Below are 25458 nucleotides of genomic sequence, written 5' to 3' on the forward strand. Positions count from 1 at the left end.
GGGGGGGGATTTGGAAAAAATGGGCGAGATAAGGATGATGAAGATTTAGGAGGGGTGAATTATCCAATTCCTTCTGATTGGAGTTGGATGAGTATAGAGGAAGTTTGTGAATTAATTTCCGATTGTCCGCACTCTACACCAAAATATATTGAAGAAGGCCAGTACCCAGCAATTAGAAGCTCCGATATTGAGTTAGGTAAAGTTGATATTATTAATGCGAAAAGAGTTTCTGAGCAGGACTATTTAGACCGTACCAAGAGGATTGAACCGCAGAAAGGGGATATCATTTATTGTAGAGAAGGTAGTGGTGATGTTGGTAAGGCTGTTGGAAAAGCAGGATTACTCCTCGATGATAAAGTCTGTCTGGCACAAAGAGTAGTGCTTTTAAGACCCAATATCGAACAGGTATTGCCAACATATTTTGTATATGCACTTAATTCACCCATAATGTTGAAGCAGGTGTCTTTAAATATATCTCAAACAACGTCCCCGAGGATAAATATAAGTACATTGAGAAAATTAAGTTTACCTATTGCACCACCTGAAATTCAACAAAATATAGTTAACATTATTGAGAAATGCTTAGATATTGAGCAACAAGCTAATAATTTTTATAAACTAGATGGAAATTTAGATGCGTTGAGACAATCCATCCTTGCAAAAGCGTTCAGAGGTGAGCTTGGAACAAATGATCCAAGTGAAGAAAATGCCATTGAATTACTAAAAGAAGTGTTACAAGAAAAAGTGAAATAGTTTTTAGGAGGCATCCAATTTAGTTGGATGTTTCTTTAATTGTATTTACAGATAATTTGACCAAGAAGGAGTGTGAGAGTAATTGTATTGGATTAATACTTGAATGATGTAATTTACTAGCCAAGCTAACAATGATGTCATTGAGCCTATATAGGTGTTTCATAGGAATGCTTGCCAAATGGTTTGAGTATTTGTTAGTTGTAATTCTAACCCACCTCAAAATATAGTATTACTAGTATTGCAATGAGTATTATACTAAGTTATAATAAAAATCACGATTACGGTCTAAGTTCGAAAAGTGACCGTTATACTGAACTGAAGAAAAACAGCGATATGTCTCAGTAGCTCAGCTGGATAGAGCAACGCCCTTCTAAGGCGTCGGTCGGGAGTTCGAATCTCTCCTGGGACACTAACTTAAAAAGCCAAAACCTTCTAAAGGTTTTGGCTTTTTTACTTTTTAAGTTAATGAGGGTAATTTGAATGAATGTAAAAAGAATGTCTTTTGTTTTGCATCCTTTGAACCATTATTGTTCGTGCAACGAAAGAAGTTTTTTTCATATTTATCGCAGGTGGATGACCTTTTATGTCGAACTTGTTATAAATAAGGAGATGTTTAAATGAATAAAGATAGATTATTCAAGTTCATTCAAACTTCCACTCGGGGTAATTTCTTCTCAGTCGAAATAACCGAAGATGGAACTGAAGTGGTCCAATTAGCCAAGGAGTTAGAAAAAGAAGGAAGAATCAAGTTGAGGGAATGCACACGAAAAGAACAAGGTGTTTATCTGGAAGGAATACTTAAGTTTGTGCCTAGCTAAAAAACTTACTGAGCTCTAACGAAGGAATTATATTAGGAATTTCATATGCTCCTCGGAAAAAAGCTATCCATGATCGGATGCCTAAGTATTGGAAACCACCCTTCACCTCAAGTTTTAATCCTTCTGATTTATAACAAAAAAGACTGTAGGCGTGCGAGACTCCAGTGGGGAAACGCGTCCAAGGGAGAAACCCGGCAGGCGCAAAGAGCGCCGAGGAGGCTCCCGGACCACCCGCGGAAAGCGGGTGCCGGGAGTTCCAATCAACGTTCATATTGTACTGGTACTAAAAAACTGTAGGTAAAATCGACTTACATCGAATTTTGTCTACCACTGAGGCATCCATACTTGGATGTCTTTTTTTCGATATCAGATTCTATTTAAGGTTTGAAGATTTTTTTTAATGATTTCACGGTTTTTGATTATTGCCGTATTCAATTCTTCGATGGGTGAACTTTTTTCATCCGCTTCACTCAGCTGCATCGATTGTTTTTGTATAAGTGATTCAATCGTATCGCGTAATTCTGGCAGTGAGACCTTGAATTGTTCGGATACATGTTGTAATGCCTTGTGTAAATCGGTGTTATGGATCGGTGGAATCGCCTCGTTTTCCTCTTTCAATAAGATATCCTCCTCTAAAGCTTATTCACGTTTATAAAGCATATTATTGGGGAAATTCGGCTTATTATTCAGGATACCATATCGGCTTAGTGCCATGGGAACCGTAAAATGGAAGGTGAAATCCCTTGTAAGCTTTATGTTATGAAGCCCTCTGACTAAGATGGCCATAATTTGCCGGAGTTATAAAAAAACAGAAAAAACATTGACATAACACAAACAAATCAATATTATGTTTATTATATTATAAACTTTATAGGGAAGTGTTTGTTTAATGAAGGACGCGGAAATGTTTTGGAGCGCATCTCAGGATGAGCTTAAACAAGGGTACATCGAAGGTGAGAATCAATATGTTTGTTTGCTGTGTGGAAATGCAGTTGAAAAGGGGATAGTATACCCGAAAGATGGAGTTCTTTATGAAGCGAAGAGGTATATGCGCATTCATATTGAACATGCACACAGCTCGGTTTTTGAATATTTGATTGATCTCGATAAAAAACTTACAGGTCTCACGGACCATCAAAACCGTCTTCTTCGCCTTTTTTACCAAGGGAAGAATGATGCTGAGGTTCAGGAGGAAATGGGAATTGGCAGTCCTTCCACCATTCGGAACCATCGTTTTGTGTTGAAAGAGAAAGAGCGTCAGGCTAAGTTGTTTTTAGCCCTGATGGAACTTTTGAAAGATAAAGATGAACACGCGCCGGCATTTATCCCGCTTCATCAAAAAGCAAGGATGGTCGATGATCGTTATAACGTTACTGAGGATGAAAAGGTGACTGTACTTAAAAAATACTTCCCTAAAGGCAGTCAGGATGCATTAAAGTCTTTTCCGCCAAAGGAAAAACAAAGGCTGATCATTCTCCAAGAAATTATGAACCGTTTTGAAAATGAGCGGAAATACGAAGAAAAAGAAATCAATCAAATATTGGGTGCCGTTTATCATGATCATGTTCTTTTGAGAAGATACTTAATAGAATATGGATTCTTGGATAGAAAGCCTGATGGGAGCCAATATTGGCTGAAGAAATGATGACTGGGGGCAAGAAAGATGGATCGTAAAAAAGAATTGAAGCAATTGTATAAAGAAACGAAGGTTGAAGCAGGGGTATACCAAATCAGAAATACGGTAAATAATAAGGTCTTTATCGGAAGCACCAGGAATTTAAAGACGTTGAAGGGCAAACAATTTGAATTGGAAGTCGGGACAAACACCAATAAAGAGCTGCAAAGTGAGTGGAACCAATATGGGAAAGATGCTTTTTCTTTTGAGGTACTGGAGGTATTGAAGCCAAAAGAAACAGGATTTTTTGATGCTAAAAGGGAATTGAAAAAACTTGAAGAAAAGTGGATGGAAAAAATACAGCCTTACGAAGAACGGGGATACAATAGAATGAAGCCCTCTGACTTGTAAGTGGCCTTTAGAGATTCTCCTTGATTCCCAGCTCCCGATTTACCTTTGATGCATTTCATTCTTATTTCTTTATGAAAAATAAGGTATTATGGAAACTGATGGTAATATATATATTAGTATTTATGATTAGGAGGTGCTGGGATGGAAAATGGAGATGGATATCTACGGGCGAAAAAAAGGGTTGAAAACCTTAAGGCATTCTACATTCATTTAATGGTGTATGTATTGGTGAATGTCATGTTGATTGCGATTAACCTATTGACGGATCCCGGTTATTGGTGGTTCCTTTATCCCCTTGGAGGGTGGGGGATTGGTGTTCTGATACACGGTATTACCATTCTTGCACAAGGAAACTTCGGGTCTGAGTGGGAAGAAAGAAAAATAAAAGAATATATGGAAAAGGATAAAAAGAACGGCTGAATTTGGGCGTGTTCAAAACAGGGAGTCATTTGTGGCTCTTTTTTTGTGGGAAAATAATCGGTGGATCTCACTTGTTGTAAGGTTTTAAATGGTTTAAGCTAGTAATGAGGGACCTATATGAAAAAGGGGGAAACCCTTGGAGGACCTTCACTAAATAATAATTAATCTTAGGAGTTGCGAATGAAAAAATTAGGATGGACCATAACGGGGATAGGGGCAATCCTGGCGCTGGGGGCCTTGCTTTATCCTTTGAATGTTATTGATAAAACTCTATGTATATATTTATTGCTCGGCGGTGCAGGGCTAATGTTTGTCGGGTCAATGTTCAGGGCCTTTTCGCTCCTGAAAAGATGACTGATTTTTACGTTTGATAAAAACGCTCGATTAAGGTGATGACATGGAGAAAAACCAATTGAAATATGCCCAGCAGCATCTGGCTAATGAACGCACCTTCTTGGCGTGGATAAGAACGGTGATTGCAATAGTGGGAGTTGGTTTTCTTGCGACAAGCCTGCATTTTACGATTGGTGTGCATCGGGATGCCCGGATTGACTTGATCAGCATCGTGCTAGGGATGTTTGCGTGTGCATTGGGACTTGTGATTACCGTTCTGGCGACAATCGGTTATCTTCAGAAGAAACGGCAAATCAATGAAGGGACGTTCCAGCCTTCAAGTGCGTACGTTATTCTAATCGCTGTTTTTATGGTCATATTATTATCGATGATCATTTTATATTTTGTTTTCATTTAAAACTGTCCTAACCTGAGTAGGACAGTTTTTTCAGTTTCTGCTATTATATACTTATTCTTACATCGTTACGGAAAGATTTCTTCCATTAATTTAATGCCATCAAAAAACGAAAGCTTGAAAAACACTGTATTTCAGGTTATGAAAGAATCATTCAGACTTAGAAAAATTCGAAAAAAACGAGTTTGCCTGTAATTTTATGACAGTTACAATTTGGGCGTAGATTTCCGATCCAGGCACTCGCTTTCCGCGGGCGGCCTGAGTGCGCCTGCGGGGTCCCGCACCTTCCTCTACAATCAACTTCGTTATGAAAATCAGATATAAATCATACTAAAGGAGTTGAAGGTATTGCTACTTTAGGTCCGTTGGTTTCGTGAGCGTCATTTGATGCAAGATACGTTTTCCGAACCCCTTCTGTCGACAAACTGAAATAATTAAAACCTTTTTATCATTAAATACAATGTTGTGCGCGTTAGCCATGGTGAAATTCGAACCGGAAGGGTATATAAGCGGTAAGGAAAAGATCGATCAAGTTTTGTATTTTGCCTTCCTTTAAAAAATATAAACCATCATCAGTTTGTAAATAAACTTCACATGGGCAATGCTAACTTTATAACCCTTGAACGTACTTGCTTTATTCAATTTCAATCACGTTTAATTATTTGTTTAATTTCCTTTTTGTGAGATATGATAAAGAGGAACTAAAAGGAGGTCATCGTGATGGTGGATATCAAAAAAGGTGAAAGTTCTTTTTTTGTCGAAGAAACTGGTGAGAAACTAGCGGAAATTACATTCTTTAAATCAGGTGATGATGAAATTACGGTCGATCATACCGTTGTTTCTGACAAGCTTCGCGGGCAAAAGGTAGGAAATGCCCTTGTTGAAAAGGTCATAGGATTCGCAAGGGAGGAAAACCTGAAAATTGTTCCGGTATGTTCGTTCGTTCAAAAACAATTTGAAAAAAATGCAGAATACGAGGATGTATTGGCTAAATGAACCGGAGGGCTGACTTAGGGGATGATAAATATCACCTATGTTCAGCCCTTTTTCATTTTTCAGATAATCTTTACACCCCCAATAAAATAATGGTAAAGCCTTTCCTCCTGCAGTTATGTTCGCATTTAATATAGGGGAGGTGCTAGGATGGCCATCAAATTACAAACCCTATTGAATCGCGCAAAGGAAAATATGGGAAGCGGTATGAACCCGGTCGTGAACGAGACGATACTCGAAGTGGTGAAATTAGCTTATGAAGCGGGGATATTTGTTCAAATAACGGCTGGTTATCGAAGTTTCCGAGAACAAAATGAACTGTATGAACGAGGCAGAACGAATAAATCCAAACCAATCGTGACTTATGCCAGAGGGGGGCAATCCTTGCATAACTATGGCCTTGCAGTCGATTTTGTCATCGTTAGTGATGACGGCAAGCTGACATTGTGGACAGAGGGCGAAAAGTGGACAAGGGTGGCAGCCATAGCAAAATCCCTGGGATTTGTTTGGGGAGGGGATTTTGAATTGTTCCGTGATTTTCCGCACCTTGGAATGTCAGGCGGTTTATCAACGAGAGATCTTCAAAGGGGATGGCGGCCGAATCTTGTATCAAGAGTGGCGTCAGCAATCAGTGAAAATGAAGCTGAAAGGGAAAATGGATGATTCTTTTTTTAGGAATCAGATACTAGTGACTGACATCATGTGGATGATGCGTGACAATAATCATTTAATGGGGATATCCTATGTTTTTAAAAATTAAAAATTGAAAAAACTTTTTTTATAAAATGTGGCCATGATAGGTATGTAAGCGGATACAACAAATCTTTCAATTTAGAATTATCAAAAAATTTAAAAAAACCTGTTGACTACTACCTGAAATACACGTAAGATAATCACAAATACAAGACATCAAACATAAGCGTTTCGAAAAATATGAATAATGCGAAAAGCATTGAAGAGGATAAGTAGTCTTTTAAAAAGGCAGTCACAGAGAGCCGGGTAGCTGAGAGCCGGTATTGTCCCGAAAGATGAACTCACCTTGGAGTTTCAGCTTGAACGACAGACTAGTAGAGCTGAACGGGTGCGTACCAGTACCCGTTACCAAAACAGAGAATAGTGTAGTCTATTCAAAGTGCGCATGGAGTCTCATGCGAAAAAGGGTGGTACCGTGGAGTGGCTCATCAAGCCTTTTCACCCCTTTAACTTGCCGAGTGCAAGTACATTTGGGGTGAAAAGGCTTTTTTGTATGCTTAAAAAGCTGAAAATTCTGAATCTTGAGAAAACATTTAATTAGGAAAGCGAAGGAGGTTTTTTACGAAATGACACAAAAGTCAGTTGTTGCTGATCGGAAAAGTGGAAAGACACATTATAGTGGTGCCGAATTTCTGCTGGAAGCATTGAAAAAAGAAAATGTTGATGTCATCTTTGGTTATCCAGGAGGTTCTGTATTGCCGATTTATGACAAGCTTTACAGTTCAGAACTTTTTCATATTTTGACAAGGCACGAACAAGGTGCCATTCATGCAGCGGAAGGATACGCCAGGATTACCGGCAAGCCGGGGGTGGTCATTGTCACATCCGGTCCAGGGGCAACGAACATCGTCACTGGTTTGGCCGATGCAATGATCGACTCTTTACCGCTAGTTGTAATTTCGGGTCAGGTAGCTACCAGTGTAATTGGCTCGGATGCTTTCCAGGAAGCGGATGTACTGGGGATTACTACCCCGATCACAAAACATAACTATCAGGTAAGGAAGCCGGAAGACCTTCCGCGCATTATAAAAGAAGCGTTTTACATCGCTTCCAGCGGCCGGCCCGGTCCAGTATTGATCGATATACCTAAGGATATGGCCATTTTGGAAGGTGTATCGACGGATGAGGAGCCAGAAATGAATCTCCCTGGCTATCAGCCAACGACCAAGCCGAATTACTTACAGATCAGAAAGCTTGTTGAAGCCGTAAGCGGGGCGAAAAGACCGGTCATTCTTGCAGGGGCAGGTGTCCTGCATGCAAAGGCCTCCCATCTATTAAAGGAATATGTCGAGCAGCAAGGCATTCCCGTCGTCCACACTTTATTGGGTCTTGGGGGCTTTCCGGCGGAACATCCTCTCTTTATCGGAATGGGTGGTATGCATGGCTGCTATGCAGCGAACATGGCGTTAGCGAAATGTGATCTGTTAATCAATATCGGTGCAAGGTTCGATGATCGATTGACTGGGAATCTAGCGAAATTCGCACAGCACGCAACGGTTGCCCATATCGATATTGATCCAGCGGAAATCGGTAAAAATGTGCCGACAAAAATTCCAGTCGTCGGAAGTGCCAAAGAAGCACTCTCGGAATTGATTGCGCAAAATGGCAAGAAACCGGAAATTGATGAATGGACAACACAGCTCACTGCATGGAATGAAGAGTTCCCATTGCGTTATACCCATGAAGAAGGCGTATTGAAACCTCAGCGGGTCATCCAGATGCTTCATGAAAAAACGAATGGCGATGCCATCGTTACGACGGATGTTGGACAGCATCAAATGTGGGCAGCGCAATACTATCCATTTAACAAACCGAATTCATGGGTCACTTCCGGTGGATTGGGGACGATGGGCTTTGGCTTACCTTCGGCTCTCGGAGCGCAACTGGCGAATCCGAAAGCGACGGTGCTTTCCATATCGGGGGATGGTGGATTCCAGATGTGCCTGCAGGAACTCTCGGTCATTGCCGAAATGAATCTGCCAATCAAAATCATCATCGTCAATAACGGTGCACTAGGGATGGTAAGACAGTGGCAGGAACTCTTTCATGATAACCGTTTCTCACATAGTATTTTTCAATCGCATCCGGATTTCGTGAAATTGGCCGATGCTTATGGAATTCCGGGATACAAGGTAACGACGGAGGAAGAAGCAAGCAACTGCCTGGATGTAGCGTTAAAGACTGATGGTCCCGTGTTGATTGATTTCCGGGTAAAACAAAACGAAAATGTCTTTCCGATGGTAGCACAAGGAAAAGGGCTAGATGAAATGGAAGGAGTTTAATCAATGAAGGGAATTCTTAGCCTCACCGTGAACAACCGGCCAGGCGTCCTTAATCGGATTACGAACCTGTTCACGAAAAGAAATTATAACATTGAAGGCATGACTGTCGGACCTTCCGAACAGGATGGCATTTCAAGGATGACCTTTGTGGTCGATGTCGATGACGAAACTGTCATTGAACAGATCACCAAGCAGCTGAATAAGCAGATCGATGTTTTGAAAGTATATGATATTACGAATCAATCGATTGTGGCGAGGGAACTTGCACTCATTAAAATATTGGTGACTACACAAACCCGAGCCGAGATTTATTCAGTCATCGAACCCTTCCGAGCTTCAGTTATTGATGTCAGTAAAGATAGCGTGACAGTCCAAATTACAGGGGAATCGGATAAAATCGAAGCCTTCATTGAACTGATCAAGCCATATGGCATCAAGGAATTGGCAAGGACAGGGACTGCCGCCATCCCGCGTGGAATGCAAATTGCACACGCTAAGAGTGCGACAATCGTATAAAACAAAAAACAAAAAACAAACAAAAACAATGATGAAAAGGGAGATGTAATTATTATGGCAAAAGTATATTATAACGCAGAAGCAAACGAGAATTTCTTCAACAATAAAAAGGTAGCGGTCATCGGATATGGTTCACAAGGACACGCACACGCTCAAAACCTACGTGACAGCGGTGTAGATGTAATCATCGGAATCAGGAAAGGTAAATCCTTCGATAAAGCGGTGGAAGACGGCTTTAATGTTTACACAGTGAAGGAAGCAGCTGAACAGGCAGACGTGATCATGAACCTATTACCGGATGAAACTCAGCCGAAAGTATACCAAGAAGAAATCAAACCGGTATTGCGTGCAGGTCAAGCGTTAATGTTCGCACACGGATTCAACGTCCATTTCAATCAAATCGTTCCTCCGGCAGACGTAGATGTTTTATTAGTCGCTCCGAAAGGTCCGGGACATCTTGTTCGCCGTACATATGAACAAGGTGCAGGGGTGCCGGCATTGTTCGCCATCTATCAAAATGTTACGGGTGAAGCAAGAGAATTGGCACTTGCATACGCTCGGGGAATCGGTTCTTTAAGAGCTGGCGGTTTGGAAACTACTTTCCAGGAAGAAACGGAAACAGATCTATTTGGAGAGCAAGCTGTACTTTGCGGCGGATTGACTGCCCTTGTGAAAGCTGGATTCGAAACCTTGACAGAAGCTGGATATCAACCGGAAGTAGCATATTTCGAGTGTTTGCATGAACTTAAGTTAATCATCGACCTTATGTATGAAGGCGGTATGGAAAACATGCGCTATTCCATCTCTGACACAGCTCAATGGGGAGATTTCGTTTCTGGACCACGCGTTGTGACGGAAACTACGAAAGAGGCAATGAAAGCGATCTTGAAAGACATCCAAGACGGTGAGTTCGCTAAAGGATGGATCTTGGAAAACCAAGCGAATCGTCCAGTCTTCAATGCGATCAATAATCGTGAAAACCAACATCAAATCGAAGTGGTTGGCCGTGAATTAAGAAAAATGATGCCATTCGTAAAACCTCAACAAAAAGAGAAAGAAGTGGTAGCCGTTGCGAAAAATTAATATATTTGAAACCACACTTCGTGATGGGGAGCAATCCGCCGGTGTAAATTTGAATTTTACCGAAAAACTTGAAATTGCTTATCAGCTTGAAAGATTGGGTGTTGATATAATCGAAGCCGGTTTTCCGGCAGCATCCAAAGGGGATTTCAACTCCGTACAGGAAATCGCGCGCAAAATCAAAAACAGCTCTGTCACAGGGCTGGCGCGTGCTGTAAAAGGAGATATCGATGCAGCTTGGGATTCATTAAGGGGCGGCGCAGAACCAAGATTGCATACGTTCATCGCCACTTCGCCCATTCATCGTGAATATAAGTTGAAAATGTCTAAGCAGCAAGTGATTGAAAGGTCGGTTGAAATGGTTAAGTACGGAGCAGCGCGTTTTCCGATCGTACAATGGTCTGCAGAAGATGCAAGCCGTACGGAACTTGACTATTTGGCTGAAATCGTTGAAGCGGTCATTCAGGCTGGTGCCAAGGTCATTAACATCCCTGATACAGTAGGATATGCAGCTCCAATCGAATATGGCAACATTTTCAGATACCTTCGTGAACATGTTCCTTCTATTGATAAAGTTAGTTTATCTGCACACTGTCATGACGATCTTGGAATGGCGACGGCCAATTCATTGGCGGCCATCGAAGGCGGGGCTACGCAAGTCGAAGGCACAATCAACGGAATTGGTGAACGTGCCGGAAACGTGGCACTTGAAGAAGTGGCCATGGCACTCTACATCCGTAAAGATTTCTATCAAGCGGAAACGGGTCTTGTATTGAATGAAATTAAAAGGACCAGTGATTTGGTCAGCCGACTTACAGGTATGCAGGTTCCTGCTAATAAAGCCATTATTGGTGCCAATGCATACGCACATGAATCCGGCATTCACCAGGATGGCGTATTAAAAGAAAAAACGACTTACGAAATCATATCACCTGAACTAGTCGGGGTTTCGTCCAATTCACTCGTTTTAGGAAAGCATTCAGGACGCCATGCTTTCAAAGAAAGATTACAAGAGTTGAATTTTACGGTAACGGATGAGGAAATGAACTCATTATTCGTCCAGTTCAAGGAATTGGCCGATAATAAAAAGACCATGACGGATGAAGATATCGTTGCGCTGGTGCTTGAAGAGAAAGCGACGGATATCAGTTTCTATGACATGATTTCCTTACAGATTTCACATGGCACCCATCAAACGGCGACTGCGACGGTCACACTGAAAAAAGGCGATAATGAAGAGATTCAGGAAGCGGCTACAGGTGCAGGAAGTGTAGAAGCCCTATATAACACGCTTGAAAGATGTTTGGGCAAAGAGATCAACTTGCTGGACTATCGAATTCAATCGGTGGGTGGCGGAATGGATGCCCTCGCACAGGTTTTTGTGAAAATTGATTATAACGGTGTGGAAACAAGCGGCAGGGGGCTTGATCAGGACGTCTTGGAAGCATCCGCCAAAGCGTATTTGAACGCTGTTAACCGTGTGATCATCATGAAGGAACTGGAAGAAAAAGCAGTATTACAATAGGAAGGGGAGATTTCGATGAAAAGGAATATTGCGGTGCTTCAAGGAGATGGCATCGGGAAAGAAGTAACAAGAGGCGCTGTAGAAATCCTCGAAGCCGTTGCCCAAAGATATGGACACGATTTTGAATTTCAATATGGTGAGATTGGTGGAGGGGCCATCGATAGCACAGGTTCACCCCTGCCGGATGAAACAGTGGAGATTTGTAAAAACAGCGATGCGGTATTATTAGGGGCCGTTGGAGGACCTAAGTGGGATGACCAGCCTGCGCACCTAAGACCGGAACGAGGTTTGTTGAAAATCCGAAAAGATTTGAATCTTTATGCTAACATCCGTCCAATCAGCTATTATTCCAGCTTGTCGGAATCTTCTCCTCTTAAAAAGGAATTCATTGAAGATGTGGATTTCGTGATTGTCAGGGAACTAACTGGCGGCCTTTATTTCGGAAAGCCAAGTGAGCGCGTTGAAAAAGAAGGGAAAGAGGCGGTCGTCGATACACTTTTCTATCAGAAAAGCGAAATGAAGCGCATCATTGAACTTGCTTTTTCATTAGCATCGGAGCGCAAGAAAAAAGTAACATCCGTGGATAAAGCGAATGTTCTTGAATCCAGCAGGATGTGGCGTGAGACGGCTGAAGAAATTTCCAAGGACTATCCGGATGTAACCCTTGAGCATATGCTTGTTGATAATGCAGCCATGCAATTGATCAAAAACCCGAAACAATTTGATATTATCGTGACGGAGAATATGTTCGGTGATATTTTAAGCGATGAAGCGTCGGTATTGACTGGCTCGCTTGGAATGCTTCCTTCCGCCTCCATATCAACAAATGGGCCTAATCTATATGAACCGATTCATGGCTCTGCCCCGGATATCGCAGGCAAAAACCTGGCTAATCCGATTGGGACGATTTTATCGGCGGCTTCCATGCTGCGTCTATCCTTTGGTTTGGAAGATGAGGCGAAAGCAGTTGAGCAGGCGGTGGAAACGGTCCTTGAATATGGCTTGAGAACAGGCGATATCGCAAATGGCCAACCGACTATTACGTCTACCTCAGAGATGATTGCAGAAATAAAAGCAAATCTTTTAGACCAGGAAGCCATTTCCAACATCATGGGAGCTTACGCATAAACTTCTTTCACGGCCTAACATTAGGCCGTGTTTTTTAAAAAAAATACAAGATTGATCGAGGTGGGATAGTGATGGGTAAGTCGATAATAGAGAAAATATGGGATCGCCATATTGTAAATGAAGAGGAGAATAAACCGGATTTAATTTATATTGACCTTCAATATATTCATGAAGTGACCTCTCCGCAAGCATTTGAAGGATTGAGATTAAAAGGACGCAAAGTCAGGAGACCCGATCGTACTTTCGCGACAATGGATCATAATGTGCCAACCGTTAATCGCTATTTCATCGAGGATGATATTGCAAGGAAACAACTAGAGGCGCTTGAGCAAAACTGTAAGGAGTTCGGTATCCGCCTTGCTGATTTAGACAGTCCGGATCAAGGTATCGTTCACGTTATCGGGCCGGAATTAGGGCTTACACAGCCAGGGATGACGATTGTCTGCGGAGACAGTCATACTTCCACACATGGGGCGTTTGGCTCAATTGCGTTTGGAATCGGTACGAGTGAGGTCGAGCATGTATTGGCCACACAAACCCTATGGCAAACAAAACCCAAAACATTGAAGCTTGAGGTTAATGGCAAGCTTGGTCATGGCGTGATGGCGAAAGATGTCATTTTATATGTGATTTCTAAATTCGGCGTCGATTTCGGTACGGGGCATATCATTGAGTATTGCGGGGAAGTTTTCCGGGATATGTCAATGGAAGAAAGAATGACGGTTTGCAATATGTCGATTGAAGGCGGGGCAAGAGCAGGGCTGGTAGCTCCTGATGAAACAACGTTCTCTTATTTGAAAGGTCGTAAATATTTGCCGAAAGGCGAAGAGTTCGAGCAATGTGTTCAGGACTGGAAGTCACTTTCCAGTGATGAGGATGCTGTTTATGACCAAGAAATCATTCTTGATGGCAGCCTGATTTCACCAATGGTCAGCTGGGGGACAAATCCTGGAATGGCTAGTGGCGTGGACGGAAAAGTACCTACCTTCGCAGAAGATATCATGGATCCTAAGGAACTGAACCGAGCCATTGAGTATATGGGCCTTGAGGAAGGGATGCCGATCACGGAAATTCCCGTACAACATGTATTCATAGGATCGTGTACCAATTCACGCATTGAGGACTTAAGGCAAGCCGCAGAAATGATTGATGGCCAAACTGTTCATAAAGGGGTTCGGGCGATGGTCGTTCCTGGTTCACAAAGCGTCAAAAGGCAAGCGGAAGATGAAGGGTTGGATGAGATTTTCAAATCTGCAGGCTTTGAATGGCGCGAATCGGGCTGCAGCATGTGCCTGAGCATGAACCCTGACGTGGTTCCGGCCGGCGAGCATTGTGCCTCCACAAGCAATCGGAACTTCGAAGGCAGGCAAGGAGCTGGAGCAAGAACACACCTGGTTAGTCCGGCTATGGCTGCCGCGGCCGCCATTCATGGGAAATTTGTCGATATTAGGAATTTGAATAGAACTGAACAAGTCCAATAAGAATACGAATTAACCGGAGGTGCAGAAAATGGAACCCATTACTATATATAAAGGAAGAGCGGCGGCACTTGACCGTAAAAACGTGGATACGGACCAAATCATTCCCAAGCAATTTTTAAAAAGGATTGAGCGAAGCGGATTTGGCGAATTTTTATTCTATAACTGGCGTTTTGATGAAACTGGGAAGAAACGTCCAGATTTTGAGTTGAATCAGCCCCATAATCAAAACACGTCCATATTAATAGCAGGTGAAAATTTTGGCTGCGGTTCATCCCGTGAGCATGCCCCTTGGTCTTTGAAAGACTATGGGTTCGATATCATCATCGCTCCGTCTTATGCTGATATCTTTAAAAGTAATTGCATGAAAAATGGCATGGTCCCCATCGCTTTGACCCAGACTGAAGTAAACTATTTAATGGAGAGAGTATCGGCACCTGATTATGAGTTGACGATCGACCTTCCCAATCAGACATTGAAAGATGGGCAAGGGTTTGAAACGAGCTTTGAAATTCATCCATATTGGAAGGAAATGCTCGTCAAAGGCTGGGATGAAATTTCGATAACGCTTCAATATGATAAAGAGATTTCTGCCTATGAATCTCAAAAAAAGGCAGTATCGAGTATTTAAAAGAAAAAAGTCATTTCCCGTTCTCCTTTCTTATTTGAAAGGAAGCGGGATTTTTTTATCGCAGAAAGAAGGTAAGTCGTGCATCCGTCCATATAAATTTTTGTGTTTCCAGCTATTACATGCTAAACTGTTTCTCAAAAAGCGAACGGTGAGGCGGAAAATAGGATGGATGATGAGAACAACCAAAAGAAGGCCGGAGAAACAAAGATTATCGCCTTTCCAAATCTCGGTGAGAGGCTGATAGTAAAAGGACTGGATGAGCTTGGTAACAGGAACTTTAAAGCGGCTGCACAGCTTTTTAGCCAAGCTAGGGAGTATGAGCCCGAAAATGATGAAGTTTGCATGGGACTTGTGGTCTCACTAGTTGAACTTGAGTATTACCAGGAGTCTAAAGAGTTGTGTATAGAGATGCTGAATAAAGGCATCGGCGACTATTTTCAACTGATCAATATTTATTTGATGGTACTGCTGCAATTAGGCGAGCACCAGGAAATGGTCACGACGATCGAACTGCTATTTGAAGAAAACCAAATTCCCTTTGATAAAGAGGAACATTTCGAAAAGATGCTTCAGTTCAGTAAAAGGGCCCTTGAGGATAAAAAAGAAGAGAAAGAAAGGCAAAATCAACAGCTTTCAGAGGAAATGCAGGAGGATGAACTTTTTGAAGGGAAAACGGATAATGAAATGCTAATGGTCATTTCAAAACTAACGAATATCAACATTCGACCATTTATCCCTCAAATCGAAGAATTTCTACAAAATGATGAGGGACATCCTTTCTTCAAAACGATGCTCCTTAACATCCTTATCGACCAGGAATATAACGAGGAAATGACGGTGAGGAAATTCAATCAATCGAAGTCGGTCATCCCAAGGGAATTGAAAAGTTTGAAGGAGACGGACTTCTATAAGAAGGTAACCGGACTGGCCGAAGAGGAAATTAGTCAGGATAATCCGAGCTTATATGAAATGGTCCATAGTTTGATTGAACGTCATTCTTTTTTATTGTTTCCTTTTGAACCAGGACCTGAAAGCTTGCCTGCATGGGCAGCTGCCTACCATGCCTTGGCGGAAGAGTACATGACCGGGGAAGTTTCCGTGAGGGACTTAGCGGACCTTTACCAGGCAGATGAGGAAAGCGTTGCGGATATTCTTTCCTATATAAAAGAAATTGAAGAAATTTCTTATCCTATTATTTAAGCTATTGCTGTTGTAACAGATTGATCCTGTGGTATAATGTAGTGGTTGTAATGTATAATTCGTCTAATTTTGACGATTTCCCCATTATTTTGGGGGTATATTTGAAGGATGACTTGTTAACACTTGCAAAGCATAATCATCCAATGCTTATTATTGAAGTATATAGATTTTTGGAGGGAAACACATGTCTGTAAAATGGGAAAAACAAGAAGGTAATCAAGGCGTACTAACAATTGAAGTTGACGCTGCAAAAGTAAACGAAGGTTTAGACGCAGCTTTCAAAAAAGTAGTGAAACAAGTAAATGTACCTGGCTTCCGTAAAGGTAAAATGCCACGTCAAATGTTCGAAAAAAAATTCGGCGTAGAATCTCTTTACCAAGATGCGCTTGATATCATTCTTCCAGATGCTTATGCAAATGCTGTCGAAGAAGCTGGAATTCAGCCTGTAGATCGTCCAGAAATCGACATCGAGAAAATGGAAAAAGGCGAAAACCTGATCTTCACTGCAACTGTAACAGTTAAGCCTGAAGTTAAATTGGGAGATTACAAAGGTGTTGAAGTTGAAAAATTCAATACTGAAGTAACTGACGAAGATGTTGAAAACGAATTGAAAACTTTACAAGAGCGTCAAGCTGAACTTGTCGTTAAAGAAGAAGGACAAGTTGCTGAAGGCGATACGGTTGTACTTGACTTTGAAGGATTCGTTGATGGTGAAGCATTCGAAGGCGGAGCTTCAGAAAACCATTCATTGGAAATCGGTTCAAACTCTTTCATTCCAGGGTTCGAAGAGCAACTTGTCGGTCTTGAAACTGGCGCTGAAAAAGATATCGAAGTTACATTCCCTGAAGAATACCATGCTGCTGAACTTGCAGGTAAACCAGCAGTATTCAAAGTGAAAATTCACGAAATCAAAACAAAACAACTTCCTGAGTTGGATGATGAGTTCGCGAAAGATGTCGACGACGAAGTGGAAACTTTGGCTGAACTTAAAGAAAAAACAAAGCATAAATTAGAGCATGACAAAAAACATGAAGAAGAAAACTTCATTCAAAACACTGTAATTGGTAAAGCTGTTGAAGGTGCAGAAATCGACGTTCCTGAAGCAATGATTTCAAATGAAGTTGACCGCATGATGAATGAGTTCTCTCAACGCATCCAATCTCAAGGTCTTAATTTGGAACTTTACTACCAATTCTCAGGTCAAGACGAAGAAGCTTTAAAAGCGCAAATGAAAGAAGAAGCTGAAGGACAAGTTCGTACGAGCCTGACTCTTGAAGCAATCGCAGAAGTTGAAAAACTTGAAGCGACTGACGAAGATGTAGAAGCTGAACTTGTACAAATGGCTACTATGTACAATATGGAAGTTGACGCGATCAAACAAGCTCTTGGAAACTTAGAAGGAATCAAAGGCGATCTTAAAATTAAGAAAGCAATTGACTTCTTGGTAGAAAACAGCAAAACAGTTGACGCAAAATAATTTTTATAAATAAGTAGATTTAAATATTTCCTTTAAAAAACAAGGCGCGAGTAATCGTGCCTTGTTTTATACATATTGAGAATTAGTGTAAATTTTAAATATCGGTTATTTCCTGATTGATTTTTTTTGGATTTCGGTGTAGATTAGTTCTAATACCGCATATACATATTTATACAGCAAATCCTGCTTTTAAAAATCCGAAGTTTTGGGCATGCTGGTAAAGGGCAAATACATATTGATTGATTATTGTACTTATTTAACAACTCGGACCGTGAGCATTTTTGTTACTAAACTTCCAAGAACATGATAAAATGCAAAACATACTAGGGATTTTGGAATGTTTAAGCAGATGTGTACCTAGTTTTTTTATTTACGATTAGGTACCGCTATGTAATAGAGTTGGAAGAGTATTTAAAGGGGTGAACGTACATGTTTAAATTTAATGATGAAAAAGGACAGTTAAAATGTTCTTTTTGCGGTAAAACACAAGAACAAGTCCGTAAACTGGTTGCTGGTCCAGGTGTCTATATTTGTGACGAGTGTATAGAACTTTGTACGGAGATCGTCGAAGAAGAGCTGGGAACTGATGAAGAAGTAGAATTCAGAGATGTTCCTAAACCTATGGAAATCCGTGAAATTCTTGACGAATATGTGATTGGACAAGAACAGGCAAAGAAATCTTTGGCTGTAGCTGTTTATAACCATTATAAACGTATCAATTCCAATAGCAAAGTCGACGATGTTGAGCTTTCTAAAAGTAACATCGCCCTAATCGGACCGACGGGAAGCGGGAAAACCCTTCTTGCGCAAACATTGGCACGTTTACTGAATGTTCCTTTTGCCATTGCTGATGCCACTTCCTTGACGGAAGCTGGATATGTTGGGGAAGATGTTGAAAACATTCTTCTCAAATTAATCCAAGCAGCTGATTATGATGTGGAAAAAGCGGAAAAAGGCATCATTTATATTGATGAAATCGATAAAGTTGCCCGTAAATCGGAAAATCCTTCTATTACACGTGACGTGTCTGGTGAAGGTGTGCAACAAGCTTTATTGAAAATTCTTGAAGGAACGGTTGCAAGCGTTCCGCCTCAAGGTGGACGTAAACATCCACATCAGGAATTCATCCAAATCGATACGACCAATATTTTGTTCATCTGTGGCGGTGCCTTTGATGGCATCGAACCGATCATCAAACGCCGTCTTGGTCAAAAAGTCATTGGCTTTGGCTCTGACGTGAAAAAGGATGATATTGCAGAAAAAGAATTGCTTTCCAAAGTCCTTCCTGAAGACTTGCTTCGTTTCGGATTAATTCCGGAATTCATCGGACGTCTTCCGGTAATTGCGACTCTTGAGCAATTGGATGAAGCGGCTTTGATTGAAATCCTTACACAGCCGAAAAATGCCCTTGTTAAACAATATCAAAAATTACTTGAGCTTGACGATGTTGAATTGGAATTCGAACAGGAAGCGCTAAGTGAAATTGCTAAAAAGGCAATTGAACGCAAAACTGGTGCACGTGGTCTGCGCTCCATCATCGAAGGCATCATTCTTGAAGTGATGTTCGATCTGCCTTCACGTGATGATGTTGCAAAATGTGTAATCACAGGCAGCACGATTTCGAAAAATGAATCTCCAAAGCTCGTCCTTAAAGACGGCACAACCATCAAAGGACAAGAAAAGAAAACATCTGCTTGATTTATAAGGAAAAGAAAGGCTGCCAGTTAATTCTGGCAGTCTTTTTGTTTATAGTCCAAAGTTGATTGTAACGGAAGGTTCGAGACTCCTGCGGGAATACGCGTACAAGGGAGACCCCGCAGGCGCAGAGCGCCGAGGGCGGACCGCCCGCGGAAGCGAGTGCCTGTAGTGGAAATCAACGTTAAAGCCTCAAAAAAGTTGGGTAAAACCAGTTAATTTCGAGTTGTTTACAGTCTGAGACTGCCAGTTCATCCTGGCAGTCTTTTTCTCTTCCTTTTTTTCAAATTGTTGTTGTACAGGATAAAAACGCCAATTTTTCAACACGAATTTCTTGGATAATTTCGCCCTTCCAAAGGAGATACTAACAGAAATGACAAACTAGGAGAGTGCAGGAGGGAATACGATGAATTGGACAGGATTGGCGTTGTTTATCCAGCTGTTTTTTGGGATTATTATTGGATTGTATTTTTTGAACTTATTGAAAGGCCAGCGGACACAAAAAGTTTCCATTGACCGTGATTCACGTAAGGAGATGGACCAATTACGGAAGATGAGATCGATTTCGTTAACAGAACCATTGGCAGAAAAAGTTAGACCAAGCACATTTAATGAAATCATCGGTCAAGAAGATGGGATTAAATCATTAAAAGCTGCTTTATGTGGGCCGAATCCCCAGCATGTGATAATTTACGGTCCTCCTGGGGTAGGGAAAACGGCAGCTGCCAGACTTGTTTTGGAAGAGGCGAAGAAAAATGGCAAGTCCCCTTTTAAGAATTCGGCCGTTTTTGTTGAATTGGACGCCACCACAGCTAGGTTCGATGAACGAGGGATTGCCGATCCGCTCATCGGTTCTGTGCACGATCCAATCTACCAAGGAGCCGGGGCAATGGGACAGGCAGGCATTCCGCAGCCAAAGCAGGGTGCAGTCAGCAATGCACATGGAGGCGTACTGTTCATAGATGAAATAGGGGAGCTCCATCCGATACAGATGAATAAACTGTTAAAGGTATTGGAGGATCGTAAGGTCTTTCTGGAAAGTGCCTATTATCAAGAGGAAAATCAAAATATTCCCACTCACATCCATGATATTTTTAAAAATGGACTGCCCGCTGACTTTCGGTTGATTGGAGCTACTACAAGAACACCAAATGAAATCGCGCCTGCGATACGTTCAAGATGCATAGAAGTGTTTTTCCGTGAACTGGACCGGGAAGAAATAATCGCCGTGGCCAAGAATGCCTCAGATAAAGTGGGGATCACCATCAGTGAAAAAGGCTTGCAATCGATTTCGGATTATGCCCGAAATGGCAGGGAAGCTGTCAACATGATTCAGACTCTTGCAGGAATATCAATTAATGAAAACAGGACTTTCATCAGGGAAGAAGATATAGATTGGATGGCCCATAGCAGCCAGCTGACCCAAAGAATGGACAGGAAAATAGAAGCGAATTCCAAAATAGGCCTTGTCAATGGTCTTGCAGTCTATGGTCCAAACAGCGGGGCATTGCTGGAAATTGAGGTTACGGTCATGGCTGCCTCTGATGAAAAAGGTTCGATAAACATTACCGGTATCGTTGAGGAGGAAAGTATCGGCGGCGGGAGTGGCAAATCGGTTCGACGCAAGAGCATGGCGAAAGGTTCGATTGAAAATGTCATTACGGTTTTACGTTCGATGGGAGTGCCTGCCGATCAATTCGATATCCATGTGAACTTTCCGGGCGGAAGTCCAGTGGATGGCCCTTCTGCAGGAATTGCAATGGCCACAGGCATATACTCGGCCATATATAAAATCCCTGTTGACCATACTATGGCGATGACTGGGGAAATAAGCATTCATGGCGGCGTTAAACCGATTGGCGGTGTCATTCCGAAAATCAAGGCGGCTAAACTTGCCGGTGCAAAAAAGGTAATCATCCCAGCCGAAAACATGCAGCCGCTTCTATCTGAAATCAAGGATATAGAAATCATTCCTGTTTCGAATGTGAAAGAAGTGCTGGATCAGGCACTGAAGAAAGAATTGATGTCGGAACAAATCCTCACAACCTTGGACCTATCAAAAAAAGAAAGTGTATAAAGGATATGCCCCGGCTAAAAATAGAACCGGGGCATTTTAAGGACCATATTGGCGTTCACGGCCGCCCTGCCGTAAAAAATAAACACGCATTCAGGCGTGCTTTTTTATCTAATGTTGGAGATAATAATAGCAGTCGAAACGTGTTAAGGTAAACGAATAGACACTTCTATATAAATAGGATAGAATTGTTAAAAGGTTGAGAACATGGGTAAATAGTTTACAACGACGATACTAAATAGATGGAGGTGTCAGGAAATGACTGATAAAGAAATCATCGTCCCCCTCCTGCCGCTTAGAGGACTGCTTGTATATCCAACGATGGTACTTCATTTAGATGTAGGCCGAGATAAATCGGTACAAGCCCTTGAGAAAGCAATGGTGGAAGACCATCTTATATTTTTGACGACACAACAAGATGTTTCGTTGGACGAACCAGGTGAAGAAGATTTATTTACAATGGGAACTTTAACAAAGGTAAAACAGATGTTGAAGCTTCCGAATGGTACAATCCGGGTGTTGGTGGAAGGGTTGAACCGCGCAGAAGTCATGGAATTTTACGATTATGAGACACATTATGGTGCCAAGATTAAAATATATGAAGACAGTGATGAAAAGGATGCTGAACATCAAGCATTAATGCGCACACTACTGGATTATTTTGAACAATACATAAAAATGTCCAAGAAAATAACCGGTGAAACGTTTTCGTCCACTTCGGATATTGAAGAGCCTGGGCGATTGGCGGATATAATCGCTTCCCATTTGCCTTTGAAATTGAAGGAGAAGCAAGAAGTGCTTGAGACCATTGATATGAAAGAGCGTCTTAGCCGTGTAATCGAGATCATCAATAACGAGAAAGAAGTTCTTTTTCTCGAGAAAAAGATCGGCCAGCGTGTTAAACGTTCGATGGAACGGACTCAAAAGGAATATTATTTACGAGAGCAAATGAAAGCGATCCAAAAGGAATTGGGCGATAAAGAAGGAAAAACAGGGGAAATTGAAGTCCTGAACGAAAAGATAGAAGAAGCGGATATGCCTGAGCATATCAAAGAAACGGCATTAAAGGAATTGGACCGTTATGAAAAAGTTCCTTCGAGCTCAGCCGAAAGTTCTGTCATCCGCAACTATATCGAATGGCTGATCTCTCTTCCTTGGACCAAAGCGACCAAAGATGACTTGAATATTCATAAAGCCGAAAAAATCCTGAACCGGGATCACCATGGTTTGGAAAAGGTGAAGGAGCGTGTGCTTGAGTATTTGGCCGTACAGCAATTGACCAAATCATTGAAGGGACCGATCCTTTGCTTGGTGGGACCGCCAGGAGTCGGGAAAACAAGCTTGGCTAAATCGATCGCTTCATCCCTGAATAGGAATTTCGTCCGTATATCTTTAGGTGGGGTGCGCGATGAATCAGAAATCCGCGGACATCGCCGGACATATGTAGGGGCAATGCCGGGACGGATCATTCAAGGAATGAAAAAAGCTGGTACGATCAATCCGGTCTTTTTACTGGACGAAGTGGATAAGATGTCCAATGACTTTAGGGGAGATCCATCTGCAGCGATGCTTGAGGTGCTCGATCCAGAGCAAAATCATAATTTCAGTGATCATTATATTGAAGAAACCTACGATCTTTCCAAAGTCATGTTCGTCGCAACGGCAAATAATTTGGGATCGATTCCTGGTCCGCTTCGTGATCGTATGGAAATCATTTCGATTGCAGGTTATACTGAGATAGAGAAACTTCATATAGCCAAGGATCACTTGCTGCCTAGACAGCTTGAAAACCATGGTTTATTGAAGACACAATTGCAAGTCCGTGAGGAAGCTCTTACAAAAATCATCCGTTACTATACTCGGGAAGCCGGTGTTCGGAGTCTTGATCGACAGCTTGCAGGCATCTGTCGGAAGACGGCAAAAATCATCGTGTCCGGAGATAAAAAGCGGGTCGTCATTGCTGAAAAGAATGTCGAGGAGTTTTTAGGGAAAACCATGTTCCATTATGGACAGGCGGAAGTCGAGAACCAAGTCGGTGTAGCTAATGGTTTAGCATACACGTCGGTAGGTGGCGATACGCTGCAAATCGAGGTTTCCTTATCACCAGGTAAAGGGAAGCTGATCCTGACAGGAAAGCTTGGCGATGTAATGAAAGAGTCAGCCCAGGCTGCTTTCAGTTTTGTCCGTTCAAAAACCGAGAAACTTCAGATTGATGAGAACTTCCATGAAAAATATGATATTCATATTCATGTCCCCGAAGGTGCGGTTCCAAAAGATGGCCCTTCTGCAGGCATCACGATTGCAACAGCGTTAATATCGGCCCTTACAAATAGGCCGATCAGAAAAGAGGTAGGCATGACAGGCGAAATTACATTACGCGGACGGGTTCTTCCGATCGGCGGGCTTAAAGAAAAATCTTTAGCGGCCCATCGCGCAGGACTTACGAAAATCATCATCCCGCAAAATAACGAAAAGGATATTGATGATATCCCGGAAAGTGTCCGTAAAGCATTAACATTTGTTCCAGTTTCACACGTCGATGAAGTCCTTGAGCATGCATTGGTAGGTGTGAACGAATGAAAGTAACAAGTTCAGATATTGTCATCAGTGCTGTGAAGCCTGAACAATATCCCAATACTCCAATACCGGAATTTGCCTTGGCAGGCCGTTCCAACGTTGGGAAGTCCAGTTTCATCAACAAAATGATCAATCGAAAAAACTTGGCGCGCACATCCTCTAAACCGGGTAAGACGCAGACCTTGAATTTTTATATCATAAATGAAGCACTCCATTTTGTGGATGTACCGGGTTATGGTTATGCAAAAGTATCCAAGACGGAGCGAGATGCTTGGGGGAAGATGATCGAAACGTACTTCACTTCCCGTGACCAGCTCCGCGCTGCGCTTCTGATCGTCGATTTGCGCCATCCGCCGACAAAGGATGATATCGCAATGTATGAATTCCTGAAGCATTATGACCTGCCCCGGATCGTCATTGCCACCAAAGCGGATAAAATTCCAAAAGGCAAATGGCAGAAACACTTGAAAATCACACGCCAAACGTTAAATATGGAAAAAGAAGATGAATTGCTTCTATTCTCTGGTGAAACAGGCGAAGGTAAGGAACAAGCATGGGGAGTCCTTAAGAAATATATGTAAATGAAAAGGGTATTCCGCATCTGGAATACCCTTTTTCATTATGGAATCGAAAATCTTCACTTTTTTCGAACCAAAAAATAAATGCCGATCGCCATCAAGGCAAAGGGCCAAAACCTTTCGATGTTCGCGGTGGTTGTTTCAACAATCCCGAAAGACGTTGTGATTTTATCATAGAATAAGAATGTGATCGAGACGATGAATATGACCATTCCGTGAAACATTCCAGAATTTGTTTTACGTGCCCGGAGAATAAATCCCAGTGAGATGATTAAAATAAAGATACCTATATCATCCGGCCAAATCTCCAGGTTCTCGGCGATGTGGAAGTGAGCCCCGAACCCAAGTAAGATGACGCCCGGCAGGATGGACTCATATTCATTACCGCTATATGCCTGAATCAGGAAGGCGGCACCGACAATACATAATAAAGTGGGCCAGCTGAAAAAGCCCGGAAAGATTTCGATTTGGGAATGTTCAAGAAAAAAATAGAGCCCGAAACCAATTAAAACGATTCCTGGGAAAATACGATGCGTTTTCATTTTATCCTCCTATGCAATTCGATTACTTGAAGTTTTTTGCCATTTTTGATATGGTACTTTTGTACACAATGTCGAAATATGTATGTAACTTTACAAATCCCGCTTAGACACCTTTTGTAGCATTGAGGCGTTTTGGCTGTCTTTTCATGGTAGCATACGTTTTC

Annotated in this window: 24 protein-coding genes, 1 tRNA gene and 1 other annotated feature; of the genes, 23 read left to right on the forward strand and 2 right to left on the reverse strand. The window is 41.9% G+C overall.

Annotated elements, in window-relative coordinates:
• The 3 genes from ADA55_RS25165 to ADA55_RS25175 all read left to right on the forward strand — a co-directional run.
• On the forward strand, positions 1 to 753 hold a 753-nt coding region (locus ADA55_RS25165; protein ID WP_048688854.1), incomplete at its 5' end, for a restriction endonuclease subunit S.
• Between the two features lie 335 nt (positions 754 to 1088).
• Positions 1089 to 1162 (forward strand) — tRNA-Arg (locus ADA55_RS25170).
• A 208-nt stretch (positions 1163 to 1370) separates the two neighbouring features.
• Complete coding sequence (locus tag ADA55_RS25175) at positions 1371 to 1571, forward strand: hypothetical protein (RefSeq protein ID WP_048688856.1); 201 nt, start codon at positions 1371 to 1373, stop codon at positions 1569 to 1571.
• 366 nt (positions 1572 to 1937) lie between these two features.
• On the opposite strand, the gene ADA55_RS25180 is transcribed toward ADA55_RS25175, so the two are convergent.
• On the reverse strand, positions 1938 to 2189 hold the full coding sequence (locus ADA55_RS25180) for a hypothetical protein (protein ID WP_048688858.1): 252 nt from the start codon (positions 2187 to 2189) through the stop codon (positions 1938 to 1940).
• 271 nt (positions 2190 to 2460) lie between these two features.
• Between ADA55_RS25180 and ADA55_RS25185 the strand changes: the two genes are divergently transcribed.
• The 20 genes from ADA55_RS25185 to yihA all read left to right on the forward strand — a co-directional run bounded on the left by ADA55_RS25185 (position 2461) and on the right by yihA (position 24755).
• Positions 2461 to 3216, forward strand: a complete 756-nt coding sequence (locus ADA55_RS25185) for a DUF2087 domain-containing protein (RefSeq protein ID WP_048688860.1) — start codon at positions 2461 to 2463, stop codon at positions 3214 to 3216.
• 18 nt (positions 3217 to 3234) lie between these two features.
• Positions 3235 to 3597, forward strand: a complete 363-nt coding sequence (locus ADA55_RS25190) for a GIY-YIG nuclease family protein (protein WP_048688862.1) — start codon at positions 3235 to 3237, stop codon at positions 3595 to 3597.
• Positions 3598 to 3738: 141 nt separating this feature from the next.
• On the forward strand, positions 3739 to 4017 hold the full coding sequence (locus ADA55_RS25195; RefSeq protein ID WP_034308952.1) for a 2TM domain-containing protein: 279 nt from the start codon (positions 3739 to 3741) through the stop codon (positions 4015 to 4017).
• 180 nt (positions 4018 to 4197) lie between these two features.
• Positions 4198 to 4371, forward strand: a complete 174-nt coding sequence (locus ADA55_RS30175; protein WP_176702870.1) for a hypothetical protein — start codon at positions 4198 to 4200, stop codon at positions 4369 to 4371.
• Between the two features lie 43 nt (positions 4372 to 4414).
• Positions 4415 to 4768, forward strand: coding sequence for a YidH family protein (locus ADA55_RS25200; protein ID WP_048688864.1), 354 nt, complete (start codon positions 4415 to 4417; stop codon positions 4766 to 4768).
• A 717-nt stretch (positions 4769 to 5485) separates the two neighbouring features.
• On the forward strand, positions 5486 to 5761 hold the full coding sequence (locus tag ADA55_RS25205) for a GNAT family N-acetyltransferase (protein ID WP_048688866.1): 276 nt from the start codon (positions 5486 to 5488) through the stop codon (positions 5759 to 5761).
• A 147-nt stretch (positions 5762 to 5908) separates the two neighbouring features.
• Positions 5909 to 6421: a M15 family metallopeptidase gene (locus ADA55_RS25210; RefSeq protein ID WP_053087469.1), complete on the forward strand. Its 513-nt coding sequence runs from the start codon at positions 5909 to 5911 to the stop codon at positions 6419 to 6421.
• A 280-nt stretch (positions 6422 to 6701) separates the two neighbouring features.
• Positions 6702 to 6960, forward strand: a binding site (T-box leader).
• Between the two features lie 117 nt (positions 6961 to 7077).
• Complete coding sequence (gene ilvB, locus ADA55_RS25215; protein ID WP_048688868.1) at positions 7078 to 8793, forward strand: acetolactate synthase large subunit; 1716 nt, start codon at positions 7078 to 7080, stop codon at positions 8791 to 8793.
• Positions 8794 to 8796: 3 nt separating this feature from the next.
• On the forward strand, positions 8797 to 9309 hold the full coding sequence (gene ilvN, locus ADA55_RS25220) for an acetolactate synthase small subunit (RefSeq protein ID WP_034308941.1): 513 nt from the start codon (positions 8797 to 8799) through the stop codon (positions 9307 to 9309).
• A 54-nt stretch (positions 9310 to 9363) separates the two neighbouring features.
• Entirely contained in the window at positions 9364 to 10392 is a 1029-nt protein-coding gene (gene ilvC / locus ADA55_RS25225) for a ketol-acid reductoisomerase (RefSeq protein ID WP_048688871.1), read from the forward strand.
• Positions 10379 to 11914 carry a 2-isopropylmalate synthase gene (locus ADA55_RS25230; RefSeq protein WP_048688874.1) on the forward strand — a complete coding sequence of 512 codons (1536 nt, stop codon included), beginning with the start codon at positions 10379 to 10381 and terminating at the stop codon, positions 11912 to 11914. Before ilvC ends, ADA55_RS25230 begins: the two co-directional genes overlap by 14 nt.
• A gap of 15 nt (positions 11915 to 11929) precedes the next feature.
• Positions 11930 to 13042: a 3-isopropylmalate dehydrogenase gene (gene leuB, locus ADA55_RS25235; protein ID WP_048688876.1), complete on the forward strand. Its 1113-nt coding sequence runs from the start codon at positions 11930 to 11932 to the stop codon at positions 13040 to 13042.
• A 71-nt stretch (positions 13043 to 13113) separates the two neighbouring features.
• Positions 13114 to 14523 carry a 3-isopropylmalate dehydratase large subunit gene (leuC, locus tag ADA55_RS25240; RefSeq protein ID WP_048688879.1) on the forward strand — a complete coding sequence of 470 codons (1410 nt, stop codon included), beginning with the start codon at positions 13114 to 13116 and terminating at the stop codon, positions 14521 to 14523.
• Between the two features lie 28 nt (positions 14524 to 14551).
• Positions 14552 to 15151 carry a 3-isopropylmalate dehydratase small subunit gene (leuD, locus tag ADA55_RS25245; protein WP_034308930.1) on the forward strand — a complete coding sequence of 200 codons (600 nt, stop codon included), beginning with the start codon at positions 14552 to 14554 and terminating at the stop codon, positions 15149 to 15151.
• Between the two features lie 165 nt (positions 15152 to 15316).
• Positions 15317 to 16351 carry a tetratricopeptide repeat protein gene (locus tag ADA55_RS25250; RefSeq protein WP_048688882.1) on the forward strand — a complete coding sequence of 345 codons (1035 nt, stop codon included), beginning with the start codon at positions 15317 to 15319 and terminating at the stop codon, positions 16349 to 16351.
• Between the two features lie 184 nt (positions 16352 to 16535).
• Positions 16536 to 17828, forward strand: a complete 1293-nt coding sequence (gene tig / locus ADA55_RS25255; protein ID WP_048688885.1) for a trigger factor — start codon at positions 16536 to 16538, stop codon at positions 17826 to 17828.
• Positions 17829 to 18257: 429 nt separating this feature from the next.
• The gene (gene clpX / locus ADA55_RS25260) at positions 18258 to 19526 is read left to right on the forward strand and encodes an ATP-dependent protease ATP-binding subunit ClpX (protein ID WP_034308926.1); all 1269 of its coding nucleotides are present in this window, start codon (positions 18258 to 18260) and stop codon (positions 19524 to 19526) included.
• Between the two features lie 403 nt (positions 19527 to 19929).
• A complete protein-coding gene (gene lonB / locus ADA55_RS25265) occupies positions 19930 to 21600 on the forward strand; it encodes an ATP-dependent protease LonB (RefSeq protein WP_048688888.1) in 1671 nt (556 codons plus the stop codon).
• A 255-nt stretch (positions 21601 to 21855) separates the two neighbouring features.
• Positions 21856 to 24177 carry an endopeptidase La gene (gene lon, locus ADA55_RS25270; RefSeq protein ID WP_048688890.1) on the forward strand — a complete coding sequence of 774 codons (2322 nt, stop codon included), beginning with the start codon at positions 21856 to 21858 and terminating at the stop codon, positions 24175 to 24177.
• Positions 24174 to 24755 carry a ribosome biogenesis GTP-binding protein YihA/YsxC gene (yihA, locus tag ADA55_RS25275; RefSeq protein WP_034308918.1) on the forward strand — a complete coding sequence of 194 codons (582 nt, stop codon included), beginning with the start codon at positions 24174 to 24176 and terminating at the stop codon, positions 24753 to 24755. The genes lon and yihA overlap by 4 nt, the downstream gene beginning before the upstream one ends.
• 56 nt (positions 24756 to 24811) lie before the next feature.
• Here the strand turns inward: yihA and ADA55_RS25280 are convergent, their stop codons facing one another.
• Positions 24812 to 25294, reverse strand: coding sequence for a LiaI-LiaF-like domain-containing protein (locus tag ADA55_RS25280; RefSeq protein ID WP_034308917.1), 483 nt, complete (start codon positions 25292 to 25294; stop codon positions 24812 to 24814).
• Positions 25295 to 25458 lie beyond the last annotated feature (164 nt).

This window comes from Bacillus sp. 220_BSPC (assembly GCF_001054655.1).
Lineage (GTDB): Bacteria > Bacillota > Bacilli > Bacillales > DSM-1321 > Peribacillus > Peribacillus frigoritolerans.

What these genes read in the sequence shown, in the direction of transcription:
- ADA55_RS25175 (WP_048688856.1), top strand. Translation starts at nt 1,371, where the DNA reads ATGAATAAAGATAGATTATTCAAGTTCATTCAAACTTCCACTCGGGGT.
- ADA55_RS25185 (WP_048688860.1), top strand. Translation starts at nt 2,461, where the DNA reads ATGAAGGACGCGGAAATGTTTTGGAGCGCATCTCAGGATGAGCTTAAA.
- ADA55_RS25190 (WP_048688862.1), top strand. Translation starts at nt 3,235, where the DNA reads ATGGATCGTAAAAAAGAATTGAAGCAATTGTATAAAGAAACGAAGGTT.
- ADA55_RS25195 (WP_034308952.1), top strand. Translation starts at nt 3,739, where the DNA reads ATGGAAAATGGAGATGGATATCTACGGGCGAAAAAAAGGGTTGAAAAC.
- ADA55_RS30175 (WP_176702870.1), top strand. Translation starts at nt 4,198, where the DNA reads ATGAAAAAATTAGGATGGACCATAACGGGGATAGGGGCAATCCTGGCG.
- ADA55_RS25200 (WP_048688864.1), top strand. Translation starts at nt 4,415, where the DNA reads ATGGAGAAAAACCAATTGAAATATGCCCAGCAGCATCTGGCTAATGAA.
- ADA55_RS25205 (WP_048688866.1), top strand. Translation starts at nt 5,486, where the DNA reads ATGGTGGATATCAAAAAAGGTGAAAGTTCTTTTTTTGTCGAAGAAACT.
- ADA55_RS25210 (WP_053087469.1), top strand. Translation starts at nt 5,909, where the DNA reads ATGGCCATCAAATTACAAACCCTATTGAATCGCGCAAAGGAAAATATG.
- ilvB (WP_048688868.1), top strand. Translation starts at nt 7,078, where the DNA reads ATGACACAAAAGTCAGTTGTTGCTGATCGGAAAAGTGGAAAGACACAT.
- ilvN (WP_034308941.1), top strand. Translation starts at nt 8,797, where the DNA reads ATGAAGGGAATTCTTAGCCTCACCGTGAACAACCGGCCAGGCGTCCTT.
- ilvC (WP_048688871.1), top strand. Translation starts at nt 9,364, where the DNA reads ATGGCAAAAGTATATTATAACGCAGAAGCAAACGAGAATTTCTTCAAC.
- leuB (WP_048688876.1), top strand. Translation starts at nt 11,930, where the DNA reads ATGAAAAGGAATATTGCGGTGCTTCAAGGAGATGGCATCGGGAAAGAA.
- leuC (WP_048688879.1), top strand. Translation starts at nt 13,114, where the DNA reads ATGGGTAAGTCGATAATAGAGAAAATATGGGATCGCCATATTGTAAAT.
- leuD (WP_034308930.1), top strand. Translation starts at nt 14,552, where the DNA reads ATGGAACCCATTACTATATATAAAGGAAGAGCGGCGGCACTTGACCGT.
- ADA55_RS25250 (WP_048688882.1), top strand. Translation starts at nt 15,317, where the DNA reads ATGGATGATGAGAACAACCAAAAGAAGGCCGGAGAAACAAAGATTATC.
- tig (WP_048688885.1), top strand. Translation starts at nt 16,536, where the DNA reads ATGTCTGTAAAATGGGAAAAACAAGAAGGTAATCAAGGCGTACTAACA.
- clpX (WP_034308926.1), top strand. Translation starts at nt 18,258, where the DNA reads ATGTTTAAATTTAATGATGAAAAAGGACAGTTAAAATGTTCTTTTTGC.
- lonB (WP_048688888.1), top strand. Translation starts at nt 19,930, where the DNA reads ATGAATTGGACAGGATTGGCGTTGTTTATCCAGCTGTTTTTTGGGATT.
- lon (WP_048688890.1), top strand. Translation starts at nt 21,856, where the DNA reads ATGACTGATAAAGAAATCATCGTCCCCCTCCTGCCGCTTAGAGGACTG.
- yihA (WP_034308918.1), top strand. Translation starts at nt 24,174, where the DNA reads ATGAAAGTAACAAGTTCAGATATTGTCATCAGTGCTGTGAAGCCTGAA.
- ADA55_RS25280 (WP_034308917.1), bottom strand. Translation starts at nt 25,294, where the DNA reads ATGAAAACGCATCGTATTTTCCCAGGAATCGTTTTAATTGGTTTCGGG.